The sequence below is a fragment of the Streptomyces sp. CNZ301 genome (assembly GCF_004217425.1).
In genome coordinates this window covers 3,184,709-3,200,815 of record NZ_SHLG01000001.1, presented here as the reverse complement: position 1 = coordinate 3,200,815, position 16,107 = coordinate 3,184,709, and the positions used below count along the sequence as shown (strand labels likewise).

The following is a 16,107-nucleotide window of genomic DNA, read 5'->3' as shown; positions in this document are numbered from 1 at the left end:
AACGCATGGAACGGCGACGGACCGGCACGCACATGTCCGCGGCGCTTGCGGACGGACCGTGCCCGCACACAAATGGCGCCCCTCACCCGACGGTGAGGGGCGCCATTGTGCAGCCGGGAGGCGGCGGCCGTCAGCCCAACCGCTCGACCAACGCGCGGTATTCGTCCCACAGTTCCTTCGGCGTGTGGTCACCGAAGGTGTTGAGGTGCTCGGGGACCAGCGCGGCCTCGTCGCGCCAGACCTCCTTGTCCACCTCGAGCACGAAGTCGAGCTCCGCGTCCGTCATGTCGAGGCCGTCCCGGTCGATGGCCTCCTTCGTGGGAAGAACGCCGATGGGCGTCTCGACGCCCTCCGCCTCGCCGTTCAGCCGCTGCACGATCCACTTGAGCACGCGGCTGTTCTCGCCGAAACCGGGCCAGACGAACTTGCCGTCCTGGTCCTTCTTGAACCAGTTGACGTAGTAGATCTTCGGCAGCTTGGCCTGGTCGGCGTTCTTGCCGACGTTCACCCAGTGGGCGAAGTAGTCGCCCATGTTGTAGCCACAGAAGGGGAGCATCGCGAACGGGTCGCGGCGCAGCTCGCCGGCCTTGCCCTCGGCCGCGGCGGTCTTCTCGCTGGCGACGTTCGCGCCGAGGAAGACGCCGTGCTGCCAGCTGAAGGACTCCGTCACCAGCGGCACCGCCGTGGCGCGGCGGCCGCCGAAGAGGATCGCGGAGATGGGCACACCCCTCGGGTCCTCCCACTCCGGCGCGATGATCGGGCACTGCCCTGCCGGGGTGGTGAAGCGGGCGTTGGGGTGGGCCGCCGGAGTCCCCGACTCGGGCGTCCAGTCGTTGCCCTTCCAGTCGATGAGGTGAGCGGGCGTCTCCTCGGTCATGCCCTCCCACCACACGTCGCCGTCGTCGGTGAGGGCGACGTTGGTGAAGACCGAGTTGCCCCAAAGGGTCTTCATGGCGTTGGCGTTGGTGTGCTCGCCGGTGCCGGGGGCGACGCCGAAGAAGCCGGCCTCCGGGTTGATGGCGTACAGCCGTCCGTCCTCGCCGAAGCGCATCCACGCGATGTCGTCGCCGATGGTCTCCACGGTCCAGCCCTTGACGGTGGGCTCGAGCATGGCGAGGTTCGTCTTCCCGCAGGCCGAGGGGAACGCGGCGGCGACGTACTTGGACTCACCGCGCGGCGGGGTGAGTTTGAGCACGAGCATGTGCTCCGCGAGCCAGCCCTCGTCGCGCGCCATGACGGAGGCGATGCGCAGCGCGTAGCACTTCTTGCCGAGCAGCGCGTTGCCGCCGTAGCCCGATCCGAAGGACCAGATCTCGCGGCTCTCGGGGAAGTGGGAGATGTACTTGGTGTTGTTGCACGGCCAGGGCACGTCCTGCTCGCCGGCCTCCAGCGGGGCGCCGACGCTGTGGACCGCCTTGACGAAGAAGCCGTCCTCTCCGAGCTCGTCGAGGACCTGCTGTCCCATGCGCGTCATGGTGCGCATCGAGACGGCGACGTATGCGGAGTCGGTGATCTCGACGCCGAGGGCGGAGAGCGGGGAGCCGAGGGGGCCCATGCAGAAGGGGACGACGTACATGGTGCGGCCGCGCATGCAGCCGCGGAAGATTCCTCCCTCACCGTTCTCGCCCTGGAAGACGGCCCGCATCTCGTCGGGGGACTTCCAGTGGTTGGTCGGGCCGGCGTCCTCCTCCTTCTCGGAGCAGATGAACGTGCGGCCCTCGACGCGTGCGACGTCGCTGGGGTCGGAGGCGGCGTAGTAGGAGTGCGGCCGTTTCACCGGGTCCAGCTTGGTGAACGTGCCCTTCTCGACGAGCTCTTCGCACAGGCGCTCGTACTCCGACTCGGAGCCGTTGCACCAGACGATCCGGTCCGGTTCTGTGAGAGCGGCGATTTCCTCGACCCAGGAGACCAGCTCCTGGTGGCGGGTGGGAACGGGGTTGATGGCGGGAGCCGCAGAACTGCGCGCCACGATCTCTCCAGACGTTGAGGGTTCGGCGGACAACTGCACTGGTATCCGCATTTTTTCGGCTTCGTGCTTGAACTCGCCCCTTGGGGGCCGCGACCCGGATGCGTTCGTGGTGGTGCTGGTGCTGTGATGGTGAGTCTGCGCGGCTCGCTCATCCGGTGTCACCCTTGCTCCTCTGAGCATGGGAGCGTATCGGCCGCCTGTCCAGATGGAAAGGATGTGTCCATCACCACTCCGATGAGCGGCCTGTGGCCTCGAAAGAGCATGTCGCCGGCTACGGCCCCGTAGCTACGATGGGCCGTATGACTGACGCGCCCCCTCCGCTTGAGCCTGTGAACTGCGCGGACTCCGAAGACGGCGCGGACGGCACCCATAAGCCGGAGAGCACCGGCAGTTCTGCCGCCGCCACCTTGGAGTCGGCCGCCGCGGCGGTCACTTCGGCTGCGTCCCGGAGCGCAGCCGCGATCCCCGCGATGATCAAGCCACGACTGCGCGGCTGGCTGCACGCCGGGATGTTCCCGGCCGTGCTCGCCGCCGGGATATTCCTGACCGCGCTCGCCGACAGCACCCGAGGCCGCATCGCCTGCGCCGTATACACGCTGACGGCGTGTCTGCTCTTCGGCGTGAGCGCCCTCTACCACCGGGGGGAGTGGGGGCCGAGGGCCAACGCCGTACTGCGGCGCCTCGACCACGCCAACATCTTCCTGATCATCGCCGGGACGTACACGCCGCTGACGATCCTGCTCCTGCCCGACGGGCCCGGATCGCCGCTGCTGTGGGGGATCTGGGCCGCGGCTCTCCTCGGTATCGGCTTCCGCGTGTTCTGGGTCGGCGCTCCGCGCTGGCTCTACACGCCGTGCTACATCGCGATGGGGTGGGCGGCCGTCTTCTACCTGCCCGACTTCCTGCGCGAGGGCGGCATCGCCGTGCTGGTGTGCGTGGTCGTCGGCGGCCTGCTGTACAGCGTCGGCGGTGTCGTCTACGGCATCAAGCGGCCCAACCCGTCACCGCGCTGGTTCGGGTTCCACGAGGTCTTCCACTCGTTCACACTGGCCGCGTTCGTCGTGCACTACGTGGGGATCTCGCTGGTGGCCTACCAGCACGCGTAGCCCTCGCGCCCGGCGGGCGCGGCCGCAAGCCCCGGCGGACCCGGGGCCGGTACGGACGCCGGGCCGCCCGGGCGGCGTCCGGCACGCACCTGCCGGTCGCAGGGCCTGCCCGGCCCGGTCCTCACGGGCCCGGGGAGACCTCAACTCCGGTTCTGCGGCCCGGGGATGCCCCTCAAAAACCCTTCGCACCTGCTCGCCCCGCCCGTTACGGTCTCGAGCCTGTGCCCACTTCCGGGAGCCAAGAGCTCCGCGCGCGGCCGCCCCGGCAGTCAGTTCCCACCCTGAGAGCAGGTTCGTATGGCTTGTCGTATCAGTGAGCTCGTGCTCGGTTGCCGCGAGCCCGAGGTGCTGGCGCGGTTCTGGTGCGAGGTCCTGGACTTCGTAGTGCTCGATCGCGAAGAGGACGGCACCCTCGAGATCGGGCCCCGCGAAGGGTTCGGCGGCCCGCAGCCGACGATCATCCTCAGCCGCAGGGACGAACCGGAGAAGGGAAAGCCCCGGCTGCACATCGACGTCAACGCCACCGACCGCGACATGGACGCCGAACTCGAACGCCTGCTGAAGCTCGGGGCGCGCCCGGCCGACATCGGCCAGACCGGCGAGGAGCCCTGGCACGTTCTCGCCGACCCCGAGGGCAATGAGTTCTGCCTGCTCAAGGCCCGCCTCAACCCGCTCTGACGGCTCTGACCCGCGGTCGGGTCCCTGACGCCTGGCGCTCGGTTCTCCGTGGGCCGCGGCGACAGCTGCACGGGGTCTCCCCGGACCGCAGCCCCAGGGCCTCGCGTTGTGGGAGGGCTGCGCCGGAAACCCACGAACGGGGCCCCGCCGCGGGCCGGTGCGGTCAGCGCGGCGAGGCCGCCTGCCGCGGTGTGCGCCGGACCGAGCGCCCGGCCAGGACATCGGTGCGGCGTCCGTCCTCGATGACGAAGCGGCCGTCGATCAGTACGTGCGGGATGCCGGTGGGCAGCACGCGCGGGTTCTCGAACGTCGCGCCCGGGGCGACCGTGGCCGGGTCGAACAGGACGAGGTCCGCCCGGTAGCCCTCCCGGACCAGGCCCCGGTCGGGCAGGCGCAGCCGTGCGGCCGGGCGCGAGGTGAGGTGGGCGACGCACTCCTCCAGGGAGAGCACGCCCAACTCCCGTACGTAGCGGCCGAGATACTGCGGAAAGGTCCCGTACGCGCGCGGGTGCGGCTTCGCGCCCTGGAGGATGCCGTCGCTGCCGCCGGTGTGGGCCGGGTGGCGCATCATGTGGCGCACGTTCTCCTCGTGGCCCACGTGCTGGAGGATCGTCGTGCCGAGCCTGTCCTCGATCAGCAGACGCCGGGCCGTGGCGAAGGGCTCCTCGCCGGCCTCCGCCGCCGACTGCGCGACGGTCCTGCCGACATGGCCGGCCAGGGCGGGGTCGCTGACACCTGAGATCTCGATGGTGTCCCAGTCCATCGGGACGCCGTGGCATCCGTCGGCGCCCTCGACCTCCATGACGTGCCGGATGCGCGAACACGTCTCCTCGTCCGAGAGCCTCGCCATGACGGCCTCCGGGCCGCCCGCGCTCGCCCAGCTCGGCAGCATCGCCACCAGTGTCGTGCACCCGGGTGTGTAGGGATACGTGTCCAGGGTGATGTCCGCGCCGGCGGCGAGCGCACGGTCCAGGAGGGCCGCCAGTTCGGGCGCTCTGCCCTTGTTGACGCCGAAGTTCATGGTGGCGTGGGCGAGATGGAGGGCGCAGCCCGCCTCCCGGGTGAGGGCGACCATCTCCTCGTAGGCCTGGAGCGCGCCCTTGCCGTAGGAGCGGTGGTGCGGGCAGTAGTAGCCGCCGTGCGCGGCCACCGTGCGGCACAGTTCGGTGAGTTCGGCGTCGGAGGCGTACATGCCGGGCGTGTACGTGAGGCCGGAGGACATGCCCACCGCGCCCTGTTCCAGGCCCTCGGCGACCAGGCGCCGCATGGTCTCGGTCTCGGCGGGCGTCGCGGGCCGGTCGTCCCAGCCGACGGCGAGCATGCGGACGCTGCCCTGCGGCACGAGGTAGGCGGCGTTGACGGCGGTGCCCTGGCGGTCGATGCGGTCCAGGTACTCGCCGACGGTGCGCCAGTCGAAGTCGACGGAGGCGTCCCCGGGCGGGCTGCCGTTCCAGCCGGTGATGGCGCTGCGCACCTCGTCGAGGGTGCGGTCGTCCACCGGGGCGTAGGAGAGCCCGTCCTGGCCGAGGACTTCGAGCGTGACGCCCTGAGCTGCCTTCGCCGAGTGGTCGGGGTCGCGCAGCAGGGCCAGGTCGGAGTGGGCGTGCATGTCGATGAAGCCGGGAGCGAGGGCGAGGCCCGTGGCGTCGAGTGTCCGCCGGGCTCCGGCCGCCCGCGCGCCCGCGCCGTCCGACTCGCGTGTGACGGCGGTGATCCGGCCGTCCTCCACGGCGACGTCGGCGCGGTACGGGGCGCTCGTCCCGGAGCCGTCGACGACGTCGGCGTTGCGGATGAGCAGGTCCATGAGGGCGGTCCCTTCGGAGCCGGTGCGGGCCGTCCGGCTGTCAGAAGAACGTGCGGACGTAGCCGGTGACGGTGCCGTCCGCGGTCGTCTCGGGGATGAGCTGCCACTTGTCGAAGATCGTGCAAGGGTGCGACAGGCCGAGGCCCACCCATTCCCCGACCTCCAGGGGCGCTTCGGTGCGGACCCAGGCGTGCTGGTCGGAGAGGGCGGTGACGGTGATGCCGTCCGCCGCTCTCGTCGTGCCGTCGCAGGCGCGGACGGTGTGCGGTTGCGGCAGGTGCAGATCGAAAGCGGCGTCGCGCTTGCCCGCGTTGAGGAACGCCTGGCCGGGAGCGGGGCGGGAGACAACCTGCGCCCAGAGCGTGAACGCCGCCTGGAGCGCGCCCTCTTCGGGGACGCGGTTGAAGGGGGTCTTCTCGCGGTAGGCGCCGTCGTCGTGCGACACGTAGGCGCCCGAGCGCAGCAGCTTCAGCACCGGCAGCGTGAGCGGCGGCAGTTCTGCGAAGACGTCGGCGACCGCGTCGAACCACGCGCTGCCGCCGGCGCTGAGCACGATCTCGGTGAGCCCGTCGAAGCGTCCGGCGGCGTCGAAGTCGACGGCCAGCGCGGTCAGGCGGCGCAGCCATGCCGTGACCGTCTCCGGTGAGGCGCCCGGGACTTCGCCCTCGTAGCCCGCGACGCCGGCCAGGCGCAGCGTCGACGCGTCGGCGACGGCGTCGGCGACCGCCTCGCAGTCGGCCTCGGTGCGGGCTCCGGTGCGGGCGCCTTCGCCGGCGGCGAGTTCGACGACGACGTCGACGGGGCGCGTCGCCCCGGCCTCCTTCAGGGCGGTGTTCATCTGTGCCACGCCCTCGGTGGAATCGGCGTAGCAGACGATGCGGAAGTCCGGGTCGGTGTCGAGTTCCCGGGAGATCCAGCGGAGCGCGGCGGGGTCGACGAGTTCGTTGGCGAGGAAGACCCGCTGGATTCCGAACGCCCTGGCCACACGCACCTGATGGGGCACGGCGAGGGTGATCCCCCAGGCGCCGTGGGCGAGTTGGCGGTGGAAGAGCTGCGGAGCCATGGAGGTCTTGCCGTGCGGGGCGAAGGCGAGGCCGTGCCGCTCCGTGTAGGTCCGCATCAGGCCGAGGTTGTGCTCCAGGCGCTCCGCGGACAGCGCGAGAACCGGTGTGGTGAAACCGCCGGTGAAGAGGTTGCGGCCCTCCGCGGTGAGTGCGGCGACGGTGGAGCCGGCGGCATCCGGAGGCAGCCCCTTGAAGCGGTGGTCGATGCGCTCTTCGGCGAGGGAGGCGAGAGGGTCCGCGCCGGCCATATGGACTCCTACTCCGTTGCATGAGCCTCGTCGTTGCACTATTTGCAACAGACATTGCGTATTTCGCTCAGAGCTGTTTAGCATCCCGCCGAACACCCGTCAATCGATGAGGGAGCGCATGCCGACAGTGGTGAGTACCGACGTCGTCTGCCTCGGCGAATCCATGGTCACGTTCCTGCCGTCGCAGGCCGGACGGCTCGCGGACGTGCCGTCGTTCGACCGGGCCATCGGCGGGGCGGAGTCCAACGTGGCCTGCGCGCTTGCCGGTTCGGGCCACTCCGTGCGGTGGGTAAGCCGCGTCGGCGCCGACGGATTCGGTGACCACCTGGTGGAGACCGTCGCGGCCCGCGGGGTCGACGTCGGCTTCGTCGGACGCGACCCGAGACGCCCCACGGGCATCTACTTCCGCACGGAGGGCGAGCGGCCCACCACCCTCGACGCATCCGGCGCGGCTGCCGGCGGCGGCACCGCCGAGGTCGTCTACTACCGCGCCGGGTCGGCCGCTTCCGCCATGTCGCCCCGCACCGTGGACCTCACGTCCGTCGACGACACCTCCGTGCTGCACGTCACCGGCATCACCGCGGCGCTGTCCGAGGAGTGCCTGGAGCTGATGAGACTGCTCACGGGCCCGCGCCCGTACCGTCCGCTCGTCTCCTTCGACGTCAACTACCGCGTCGGTCTGTGGGACCGCCCGGACGGCGATCCCGCACCCGGCCCCGGCGTGCTCCTCGAACTCGCCCGCGGCTGCGACCTCGTCTTCGCCGGCGAGGACGAGGCAGCCGCGGCGTGGGGCGTGACCGGCGGGCCCGAAGAGATCAGGGAACGGCTGCCCGAACCGGCGGTGCTCGTCGTCAAGCAGGGACGCAAGGGAGCGACGGCGTTCGTGCGCGGCGACGAGGACGGAGACGGCGCGGCCGCCGACACCGTCCACTTCGAGCCGGCCCTGCGGATCGACGTCGCGGGAGCCGTCGGCGCCGGCGACGGCTTCGCCGCCGGGTTCCTCTCGGCGACGCTGCGCGGGCTGCCCCTTCGCGAGCGGCTGCGGCACGGTCATCTCACCGCGGCGGCCGCCCTCACGGTGCCGGGTGATCTCGCGGAGCCCCCGTCGCGCGAGGTCGCCGACCGGCTGGCCGCCCTGGACGACGAGGACTGGCGGGCCCTGCACCTCGCCCAGGGGTGGAACACGCGGAAGGCGGACGCATCATGAGCCAGACCGTCGACCGGGCACTGAGCATCCTGCCCCTGCTGGCCGAGGGGCCGGCGAACCTCGAGCAGGTCGCGAACCGGCTCGGCGTGCACAAGTCCACCGCCCTGCGGCTCCTGCGCACGCTCCACGAGCACGGCATCGTCCACCGCCAGCCCGACCAGCGCTACCGGCTGGGAACGCGCCTCTTCGCGCTCGCGCAGCAGGCCGTGGAGAACCTGGACGTGCGCGAGGTCGCCCATCCGCACCTCGTGGAGCTGAACGCGAGGACGGGACACACCGTCCACCTCGCCGTCCACGAGGAGGACGAAGTCCTCTACATCGACAAGGTGGAGAGCCGCTACCCGGTGCGGATGTACTCGCGGATCGGCAAGCCGGTGGCCATCACCGTCGCCGCGGTCGCGAAGCTGCTGCTGGCAGATCTGCCCGAGCGCGAGCGCCGGTCGATCGCCGAGCGGCTCGACTACCCCCGCTACACGTCCCGTTCGATCACCGACTCCGCGGCGTTCCTCGCCGAACTGGCGAAGGTGCGCGAGCAGGGCTGGGCCACCGACCTGGGTGGCCACGAGGAGTCCATCAACTGCGTCGGCGCCCCGGTGCGCGGCCCGGACGGGCGCGCCGTGGCCGCCATGTCCGTATCGGCACCCAACGTCGTCGTCAGCGCCGAGGAACTCCTCACCCTTCTCCCGCTGGTGCGGCGCACCGCCGACGCCATCAGCGACGAGTACTCCGGAAAGACCCCATCCACGGAACGGCAGCCATGAGCGAGAAGCCGGCCAAGACGGCCCTCACACCCCCCACCCACACCACTCCGCCCGCGAAGTTCTCGCACGGCGTGCGCAAGGGAAACATCCTCCAGGTCGCGGGGCAGGTCGGCTTCGCGCCCGCCGTCCCGGGCAGGGCGCCGGAGCCGGTGGGCCCGGGGCTGCGTGAACAGACGCTGCGCACCTTCGCCAATGTCGAGGCCATCCTCCAGGAGGGCGGGGCGAGTTGGGAGGACGTGGTGATGATCCGCGTCTACCTGACCGACACCGCGCACTTCGCGGAGTTCAACGAGATCTACAACGAGTACTTCGCGGACCTCACCGAGGCCCCGGCGGCCCGTACGACCGTCTACGTCGGCCTGCCGGCCGGGCTGCTCGTCGAGATCGACGCACTCGCCGTCCTGGGCTGAGCCGGACCGGGCTCCGCCACCGGCAGGGCACCGCCCTGCCGGTCCCCGGCGCGCCGCCGCGAGCGGGCGCCGTACCCCGCATGCCGCACCCCCGCGCTCCCACACGCCACACCCCCACGCGTCCCCGTTCCCCCGAAGAGTCACGGCAGTTGACACAGAAATCCCGAGGTCCACCATGCTGCTCGCATCCGCGCCCGAGAAGGCGCCACCACACACAGGCGGCCTGCTCGCGCTCATAGGCGGCACCCCAGGCCTGCTGACCGTCGCCGCCCTGGGCATCCTGCTGCTGCTGTTCCTGATCATCAAAGTCCGGCTGCAGCCCTTCGTGGCGCTCCTGGGCGTCTCCATAGCCGTCGGCCTCGCCGCCGGGCTCTCCGTGACCGAACTCTTCGGCACCGTGCAGAAGTCCGACGCCGTCTCCCTCATCGAGGACGGCATGGGCGGCATCCTCGGCCACGTGGCCATCATCATCGGGCTCGGCACCATGCTGGGCGCGATACTCGAGGTCAGCGGTGGAGCCGAAGCGCTCTCCAGCCGTCTGCTGGCCCTCTTCGGGGAGAAGCGCGCACCGCTGGCCATGGGCCTCACCGGCCTCATCTTCGGCATCCCGGTCTTCTTCGACGTCGGCATCTTCGTCCTCGCGCCGATCGTCTACGCAGCGGCCAAGCGCTCCGGGAAATCGATCGTCCTCTACGCGATGCCGCTGCTCGCCGGCCTGTCGATGACGCACGCCTTCCTGCCGCCGCACCCCGGGCCGGTGGCGGCCGCGGGACTGCTGAAGGTCGACCTCGGCTGGATCATCCTGATGGGCGTCGTCACCGGCATCCCGGCGGTGCTCGCCGCCTGGGCGTACGCGGCCTGGATCGGCAACCGCCTCTTCGTCGAGGTGCCGCACGACATGGTCGAGGCGGCCGAGGAGGCCAAGGCGGCCGTCGCGGCCGACCAGAAGGCGGCGGGGGTCTCCACCGAGCGGCCCGTCTCGCTCGCCGTGGTGCTCGGCATCATCGGCACCCCGCTCGTGCTGATCCTGCTGGCGACGTTCTCCTCGATCGCGCTCGACCCCTCGACGCTCCGCTCGGTCATCGAGTTCTTCGGGCACCCCTTCGTGGCGCTGACGATCGCGCTGCTGCTGGCGTACTGGCAGCTCGGCCTGAGGCGCGGCTGGTCGCGTCAGTCGCTGGAGACCGTCTCGACGGCCTCGCTGAAGCCGATCGGGAACATCCTGCTCGTCGTCGGGGCGGGCGGGGTCTTCGGTGCGGTGCTGGACGGCAGCGGCGTCGCCCAGGCGCTCGCGGACACCTTCGGCGACGCGGGACTTCCCGTCATCGTGCTGTCCTACCTGCTCTCGCTCGTGCTCCGGGTCGCTCAGGGGTCCGCGACGGTCGCGATCGTCACCACGGCGGGCATCGTGGCTCCGCTGCTGTCCTCCGGTGACTACTCGCAGCCGCACATCGCGCTCGTCATCATGGCGATCTCGGCGGGTTCGATCTTCGCCTCGCACGTCAACGACGGCGGATTCTGGATCGTCTCGAAGTACTTCGGCATCTCGGAGCGGGACACTCTCAAGTCGTGGACGGTGCTGGAGTCCGTCCTGTCGGTGGCCGGCTTCGCCGTGGCGGCGCTGATCAGTCCGTTCGTCTAGACGGATCCCTCGCGACGGCGCCCCCTGGCGGAACATCATCATCCGCTTCTGGGGGCTCCGTTGGGGTCTTGTGGGGGTGCCTCTCCTGCCCAAGAATGCACGGCGTCACCCCCGACGAATCACCGTCACATCGATTCGCTCAAGGAGAGGAACCCCCCACCATGAAAAGACCTCTCGCCGGCATCCTGGCCACGGCGTTCTTCGGAGCCGCGGCCGTCACCGCCGTCGCCCCCGCGCCCGCCTTCGCCGCCGAGGCCTCCAAGGCCTCCAAGGCCGAGGCCGCCAGCAGCGCCGCCGCCGACACTGCCTCCCGGACTGCCGAGAAGGCCGCCGCGCCGGACTTCGCGGGCACGGTCGCGCTGAGCAACTGCTCCGGTTCGCTGGTGAAGATGCCCGAGTCCAAGGCGTCCGACCCCGGGCTCGTGCTCACCAACGGCCACTGCCGCGAGGCGGGCATGCCGGAGCCGGGCCAGGTCATCGTCGACGAGGACGTGAAGCGCAACTTCACGCTGCTCGACGCTCAGGGCGGCGACGCCGGCTCGCTGACCTCCACGAAGATCGCCTACGGGACGATGACGGACACCGACGTCGCACTCTACGAACTCGACGCCACGTACGAGGAGATCAAGAGCGACACGGGCATCGACCCGCTCGAGGTCCAGGCGGAGCACCCGGAGGAGGGCACCGCCATGACGGTGGTCTCCGGGTACTGGAAGGAGACCTTCAGCTGCTCCATCGACGCCTTCGTGCCCGAGCTGCGCGAGGACGGCTGGACCATGAAGGACTCGATCCGCTACACGAAGGAGTGCGAGACCAAGGGCGGCACCTCGGGTTCTCCGGTCATCGACGACTCGTCCGGGAAGATCGTCGGGATCAACAACACCCGTAACGAGGACGGCGAGGAGTGCACCCTCAACAACCCGTGCGAGGTGGACAAGGACGGCAAGGTCACCGTTCACGAGGGGATCGCCTACGGGCAGCAGACCCACACCCTCACCAGCTGCATCGCGGCCGGCAACAAAGTCGACCTGAGCCTGCCTGACTGCAAGCTGCCGAAGCCGTAAGCGCCGGGCCGCCTGTGACGGAGCCCGGCAGCTGCCGGCCGGCGGTGTGGTGCGGCGGCACCATGGCGCCGGCCCGGCGGTGACCTCCGCACACGGCCGAGGACGGACGACGCCCCCCGGACACGCTCTCCGGGGGGGCGTCCTGTGCGAACGGGGAGGCCGGGGACACTCCGCAGCGGCCTGCGGGCTGCCCCGGCGGGGGAGCGGCCGCGGGCCCGGGGCTACGGCAGCCCGTGCACGTGCGGGCCGACCGTGCCCGACCACTTGTTGCCGTTGGCCGCGTCCCAGTTGGTCGACCAGGTCATCGCCCCGCGGATGCCGGGGTACTTCTTCTCCGGCTTGAAGCTCCCGCAGTTGGTGCCCTCGGCGAGGCAGTCCAGGGCGTCCGTCACCACGCCGGGCTCGACGTGGCCCGAGCCCGCGGCGCTCGGTGAGGCGGGTGTGCCGATGCCCACCTGGGAGGGGTCGAGGCCGCCTTCGAGCTGGATGCAGGCGAGTGCCGTCAGGAAGTCGACGCCGCCCTGGGCGTAGGTCTTTCCGTCGCAGCCGTTCATGGAACCGCTGTTGTAGTACTGCATGTTGACGACCGTCAGGTAGTCCTTGATGTTCAGCGCCGTCTTGAAGTACTCGGTCGAGGTGGACTGCATGTCGATGGTCTGCGGGGCCATCGTCACCACGACATCGCTCTTCTTGCTGTGGATGGCGTCCAGCGCCTTGGTCATGTAGGTCGAGTTGAGGCCGTTCTCCAGGTCGATGTCGACTCCGTCGAAGCCGTATTCGTCCATGAGGGAGACGATGCTGTCGGCGAAGGCGCCGGCGGAGGCCTCGTCGGCCACGCTGACGGCGCCCTTCTCGCCGCCCACCGAGACGATGACGGACTTGCCCTCGTCGTGCTTCGCCTTGATGTCGGCCTTGAAGTCGTCCTCCGAGCCGTAGCCGGTCGCCGGGTCCAGCCGGAAGTCCACCTGGCCCGGTGTGCCCGTGGCGTCGGCGAAGGCCACGGCGATGATGTCGTAGTCGTCGGGCAGGTCGGAGAGCTTCTGGGTCGTTGCGCCGTTGTCGAAGTTCTGCCAGTACCCCGTCACGGCGTGCGCGGGTACGGCGGACGCTCCGACGGCCGGAGCCTTGCCGGCCGCCGGTGCTGCGCCCGCGTGGGCGGCACCGGCTGTGAGCAGTCCGCACAGAGTCAGTGCGCCCGCCGTGACGGCGGCGACGACGCGGGGGCGTGCGTAGGAGTGGGACAGGAATCTTGCGCGTGCCACAACTGCCTCCGGAGTGGGGGGAGATGGGGAGGAAAGGTCTCGAACGTGGTGCGCGGGCCCTGCGCTTGACGACAAGATGGTCCAGACCAATTCCCTTGTCAAGGCTTTCGGCGGCTGTCCCAGCTCTTGTGCTGATCGTCCTCGGGATATTGGATGCGCCGGGCAGGACCTCTTGAGGGGACGAGCACGAAGGCGGTCAGTGATGACAACCGAGGACAGCGAGCAGAGCGGAGCATCCGCCTCCACCCCGGACTCGCCCGGCAGGTCTCAGGCGGAGACCCGGCCGCAAGTACGCAAGGCAAGCTGGAAGTTGATCGGCCCCGGCATCGTCGTGGCCGCGACGGGAGTCGGTGCCGGCGACCTGGTCGCCACCCTGATCGCGGGCAGCAAGTTCGGCTACACCCTCCTGTGGGCGGCGGTCATCGGCTGCATCGTCAAGGTCGCGCTCGCCGAGGCGACCGGCCGCTGGCACCTGGCCACCGGCCGCACCATCTTCGAGGGCTGGCGCTCGCTCGGCTCCTGGACCACGGTCTACTTCGCCGTGTACGTCGTGATCTGGGGCTTCGTCTACGGCGGCACGGCCATGTCCTCCGCCGGGCTTCCCCTGGACGCGCTCTTCCCCGGCGTGCTCGACCTCAAGGCGTGGGCGATCATCACCGGCCTCGTGGGCCTCGTCTTCGTCTGGTTCAACCGCTACGCCGTCTTCGAGAAGGTCATGACGGCCATGATCGGCGTCATGTTCGTGGTCGTCGTCTACGTCGCGGTACTCGTCTCGCCCGACATCGGGGCCGCCTTCACCGGGCTGGTGCCGGCCCTGCCGGACGGCTCGGTCTTCTACACCCTCGGCCTGATCGGCGGGGTCGGCGGCACCATCACCATGGCCGCGTACGGGTACTGGGTGAACGCCAAGGGCTGGACCGACAGCAGCTGGATGAAGATGATGCGGCTCGACAACCGCGTCGCCTACATCACCACCGGCGTCTTCGTCGTCGCCATGCTGATCGTCGGCGCCGAGCTGCTGCACTCGGCGAACATCGCGATCGCCGAGGGCGACAAGGGCCTGGCCGACCTCGACAAGGTTCTCGCCGACCGCTTCGGCTCGTTCACCTCCACCCTCTTCCTCGTCGGGTTCTTCGCCACGTCCTTCACGTCGCTGATCGGCGTGTGGCACGGAGTCAGCCTGATGTTCGCCGACTTCGTGGAGCGGCTGCGTGCCTCACGCGCCACAGGCGGCGAGGACGGCGAGGACGGCGAGGACGGCACCGGCGAGAAGGGGGTGCGGGCCGTGGCCGGCGGTCAGCGCGAGCGGTCACTGCCCTTCCGCGCGTACCTGCTGTGGCTGACCTTCCCGCCGATGGCCCTGCTCTGGCTGGAGCAGCCGTTCCTGCTCGTCGTGGTCTACGGCGTGCTCGGCGCGTTCTTCATGCCGTTCCTCGCGCTCACTCTCCTGTGGCTGCTCAACTCGGACCGCACTCCGCGTGAATGGCGCAACGGCATCGTCAGCAACGTGATGCTCTTCGTCTCGGGGATGCTCTTCATCGTGCTGTGCGTGCAGCAGGTCAGGGAGATTCCCTGGTAGGAGGCGCCGAGGACCCGGCACTCGTCCCCGCCCGGGACGAGTGCCGGCCCGCGAGCCGATTGACCTACGGACGGCGCGGGGTATGGAGGTAGAGCGGCAGGGGCCGAAGCTGTTCCGAGGCAGGGCTCCCGCCCGTAAGGTGTGGTGTCGTCAGATCGGCATCGGCGATCGGGAACTCGGGCCGGAAGGGTCCGACTTGGAGCTCGGGGGCGGGGATGACCACTGCAATAGCAGTCACCGGCCACGGCCACATGCTGCCCCCGCCGGACCGGCACACGCCGCGGGCGCATGTCTTCCAGCCGCCGGACGAGCAGCCGTTCGACGTGGCGGTCGCCCAGACGCAGCGGCTGATCGACCAGAACGGTCACCTGATCGTCGTCCACCCCACGACGCTGCCCAAGCCCTTTCTGCACAGGCTCCACGCCATCCGCTCCGTCCTGGAGAGCGACCGGGTCGCCCTGATGCCGACGGCCCTCCCGCCGCTGGGCACGGCAGTCCTCGTACGGCAGTTGAGGCAGCTCTCGCTGTGCGAGTTCAGCCCCGGGGTGCTGGGCGCCTCCGTGCGCCTCCTCGCGCATTACATCTACGCGGGCGCGCTGCTGAGCTCCGTCGCGAAGCTCGACCACCTGCCGCTCTCCTACACGACGGCCGCCAGGTCCTGGAACCCCAAGGCGCAGTTCGCGGTGCTGGCCACGCCCACGCCGCAGCTGGTGCGCACCGACAGCGGCGCGCGGGGCGTGGTCAGGGCCGCGCTCACCGGGCCCCAGTTCCCCACGCATCTCACCTACGCCAACGGCCAGCTCAACTCCGACTGGGTCACCGCCTCCCTCGCCCCGCAGTGGCGCGTCGGCAATGTGCAGGAGGCGTATCTGCCGGGGGAGTCGGCCCGCTGGTGGGGGACCGGCAGGCTCGTCGAGTTCGCCGCCGCGATCCCGGACGTCTCGGTGCTGTACCGGCTGGTCTCCTCGGTGCGACGCGACGAGTGCCACTGGTGCGGCCTCGAACTCATCGGCGACCGCTGCGCGTTCTGCGCGGCGCCCGCGCCGTACGGTGCCGGTTCGCGGAAAGCGGCAGCGGTGCGCCCGGCGCCCGCCCGTGGCCGCTCCGGCTCCTCGCTCTCCTCCCGCTCGGCCGCCGGGTCCGGTTCCGGCTCCGCTTCCGGTTCCTCCTCCGGCACCGCCGGAGACCGCGCGGACAGCTCCCGCAGGGGCTCCGGTCTCGGCACGTTCCTCAAGCAGAGGCACGCGGCCGCCGCCGCACGCTCCGACTCGCACCCCAGTCACGCCGTTGTCGCCGATCCCCGAGGTCTGTAG

General features: G+C 70.4%; 13 protein-coding genes. 9 read left to right on the top strand and 4 right to left on the bottom strand.

The features are described from left to right. Nucleotides 1–130: 130 nt before the first annotated feature. Nucleotides 131–1,969, bottom strand: coding sequence for a phosphoenolpyruvate carboxykinase (GTP) (locus EV375_RS13675; RefSeq protein ID WP_130299688.1), 1,839 nt, complete (start codon nucleotides 1,967–1,969; stop codon nucleotides 131–133). A 470-nt stretch (nucleotides 1,970–2,439) separates the two neighbouring features. On the opposite strand from EV375_RS13675, the gene trhA reads away from it, so the two are divergent. Together trhA and EV375_RS13665 are read left to right on the top strand one after the other, a co-directional pair. Then, nucleotides 2,440–3,075, top strand: a complete 636-nt coding sequence (gene trhA, locus EV375_RS13670) for a PAQR family membrane homeostasis protein TrhA (protein WP_130301829.1) — start codon at nucleotides 2,440–2,442, stop codon at nucleotides 3,073–3,075. Nucleotides 3,076–3,372: 297 nt separating this feature from the next. Continuing rightward, nucleotides 3,373–3,753, top strand: a complete 381-nt coding sequence (locus EV375_RS13665; RefSeq protein ID WP_130299687.1) for a VOC family protein — start codon at nucleotides 3,373–3,375, stop codon at nucleotides 3,751–3,753. 163 nt (nucleotides 3,754–3,916) lie between these two features. Here EV375_RS13665 and EV375_RS13660 read toward each other — a convergent pair whose 3' ends face one another. After that, entirely contained in the window at nucleotides 3,917–5,557 is a 1,641-nt protein-coding gene (locus tag EV375_RS13660) for a D-aminoacylase (RefSeq protein WP_130299686.1), read from the bottom strand. A 40-nt stretch (nucleotides 5,558–5,597) separates the two neighbouring features. Next, the gene (locus tag EV375_RS13655; protein ID WP_130299685.1) at nucleotides 5,598–6,869 is read right to left on the bottom strand and encodes an alanine racemase; all 1,272 of its coding nucleotides are present in this window, start codon (nucleotides 6,867–6,869) and stop codon (nucleotides 5,598–5,600) included. 118 nt (nucleotides 6,870–6,987) lie between these two features. Between EV375_RS13655 and EV375_RS13650 the strand changes: the two genes are divergently transcribed. The 5 genes from EV375_RS13650 to EV375_RS13630 all read left to right on the top strand — a co-directional run bounded on the left by EV375_RS13650 (nucleotide 6,988) and on the right by EV375_RS13630 (nucleotide 11,953). Further along, nucleotides 6,988–8,076, top strand: coding sequence for a sugar kinase (locus tag EV375_RS13650; RefSeq protein ID WP_486588463.1), 1,089 nt, complete (start codon nucleotides 6,988–6,990; stop codon nucleotides 8,074–8,076). Further along, the gene (locus EV375_RS13645) at nucleotides 8,073–8,837 is read left to right on the top strand and encodes an IclR family transcriptional regulator (protein WP_130299683.1); all 765 of its coding nucleotides are present in this window, start codon (nucleotides 8,073–8,075) and stop codon (nucleotides 8,835–8,837) included. Before EV375_RS13650 ends, EV375_RS13645 begins: the two co-directional genes overlap by 4 nt. Beyond that, the gene (locus EV375_RS13640) at nucleotides 8,834–9,247 is read left to right on the top strand and encodes a RidA family protein (RefSeq protein ID WP_130299682.1); all 414 of its coding nucleotides are present in this window, start codon (nucleotides 8,834–8,836) and stop codon (nucleotides 9,245–9,247) included. The genes EV375_RS13645 and EV375_RS13640 overlap by 4 nt, the downstream gene beginning before the upstream one ends. A 175-nt stretch (nucleotides 9,248–9,422) precedes the next feature. Beyond that, entirely contained in the window at nucleotides 9,423–10,889 is a 1,467-nt protein-coding gene (locus tag EV375_RS13635; RefSeq protein ID WP_130299681.1) for a GntT/GntP/DsdX family permease, read from the top strand. Nucleotides 10,890–11,050: 161 nt separating this feature from the next. Beyond that, the gene (locus EV375_RS13630; RefSeq protein WP_130299680.1) at nucleotides 11,051–11,953 is read left to right on the top strand and encodes a trypsin-like peptidase domain-containing protein; all 903 of its coding nucleotides are present in this window, start codon (nucleotides 11,051–11,053) and stop codon (nucleotides 11,951–11,953) included. Between the two features lie 221 nt (nucleotides 11,954–12,174). Here the strand turns inward: EV375_RS13630 and EV375_RS13625 are convergent, their stop codons facing one another. Then, nucleotides 12,175–13,215, bottom strand: coding sequence for a chitinase (locus EV375_RS13625; RefSeq protein WP_207228111.1), 1,041 nt, complete (start codon nucleotides 13,213–13,215; stop codon nucleotides 12,175–12,177). A gap of 202 nt (nucleotides 13,216–13,417) precedes the next feature. On the opposite strand from EV375_RS13625, the gene EV375_RS13620 reads away from it, so the two are divergent. Next, nucleotides 13,418–14,794, top strand: a complete 1,377-nt coding sequence (locus tag EV375_RS13620; protein ID WP_130299679.1) for an Nramp family divalent metal transporter — start codon at nucleotides 13,418–13,420, stop codon at nucleotides 14,792–14,794. Between the two features lie 215 nt (nucleotides 14,795–15,009). Next, nucleotides 15,010–16,107 (top strand): hypothetical protein, encoded by a 1,098-nt coding sequence (locus tag EV375_RS13615; protein WP_207228109.1) that lies wholly within the window; start codon nucleotides 15,010–15,012, stop codon nucleotides 16,105–16,107.

Coding starts and splice junctions, on each gene's coding strand:
- EV375_RS13665 (WP_130299687.1), top strand. CDS start 3,373: ATGGCTTGTCGTATCAGTGAGCTCGTGCTCGGTTGCCGCGAGCCCGAG.
- EV375_RS13635 (WP_130299681.1), top strand. CDS start 9,423: ATGCTGCTCGCATCCGCGCCCGAGAAGGCGCCACCACACACAGGCGGC.
- EV375_RS13615 (WP_207228109.1), top strand. CDS start 15,010: ATGACCACTGCAATAGCAGTCACCGGCCACGGCCACATGCTGCCCCCG.
- EV375_RS13645 (WP_130299683.1), top strand. CDS start 8,073: ATGAGCCAGACCGTCGACCGGGCACTGAGCATCCTGCCCCTGCTGGCC.
- EV375_RS13650 (WP_486588463.1), top strand. CDS start 6,988: ATGCCGACAGTGGTGAGTACCGACGTCGTCTGCCTCGGCGAATCCATG.
- EV375_RS13630 (WP_130299680.1), top strand. CDS start 11,051: ATGAAAAGACCTCTCGCCGGCATCCTGGCCACGGCGTTCTTCGGAGCC.
- EV375_RS13660 (WP_130299686.1), bottom strand. CDS start 5,557: ATGGACCTGCTCATCCGCAACGCCGACGTCGTCGACGGCTCCGGGACG.
- EV375_RS13640 (WP_130299682.1), top strand. CDS start 8,834: ATGAGCGAGAAGCCGGCCAAGACGGCCCTCACACCCCCCACCCACACC.
- EV375_RS13620 (WP_130299679.1), top strand. CDS start 13,418: ATGACAACCGAGGACAGCGAGCAGAGCGGAGCATCCGCCTCCACCCCG.
- EV375_RS13655 (WP_130299685.1), bottom strand. CDS start 6,869: ATGGCCGGCGCGGACCCTCTCGCCTCCCTCGCCGAAGAGCGCATCGAC.
- trhA (WP_130301829.1), top strand. CDS start 2,440: ATGATCAAGCCACGACTGCGCGGCTGGCTGCACGCCGGGATGTTCCCG.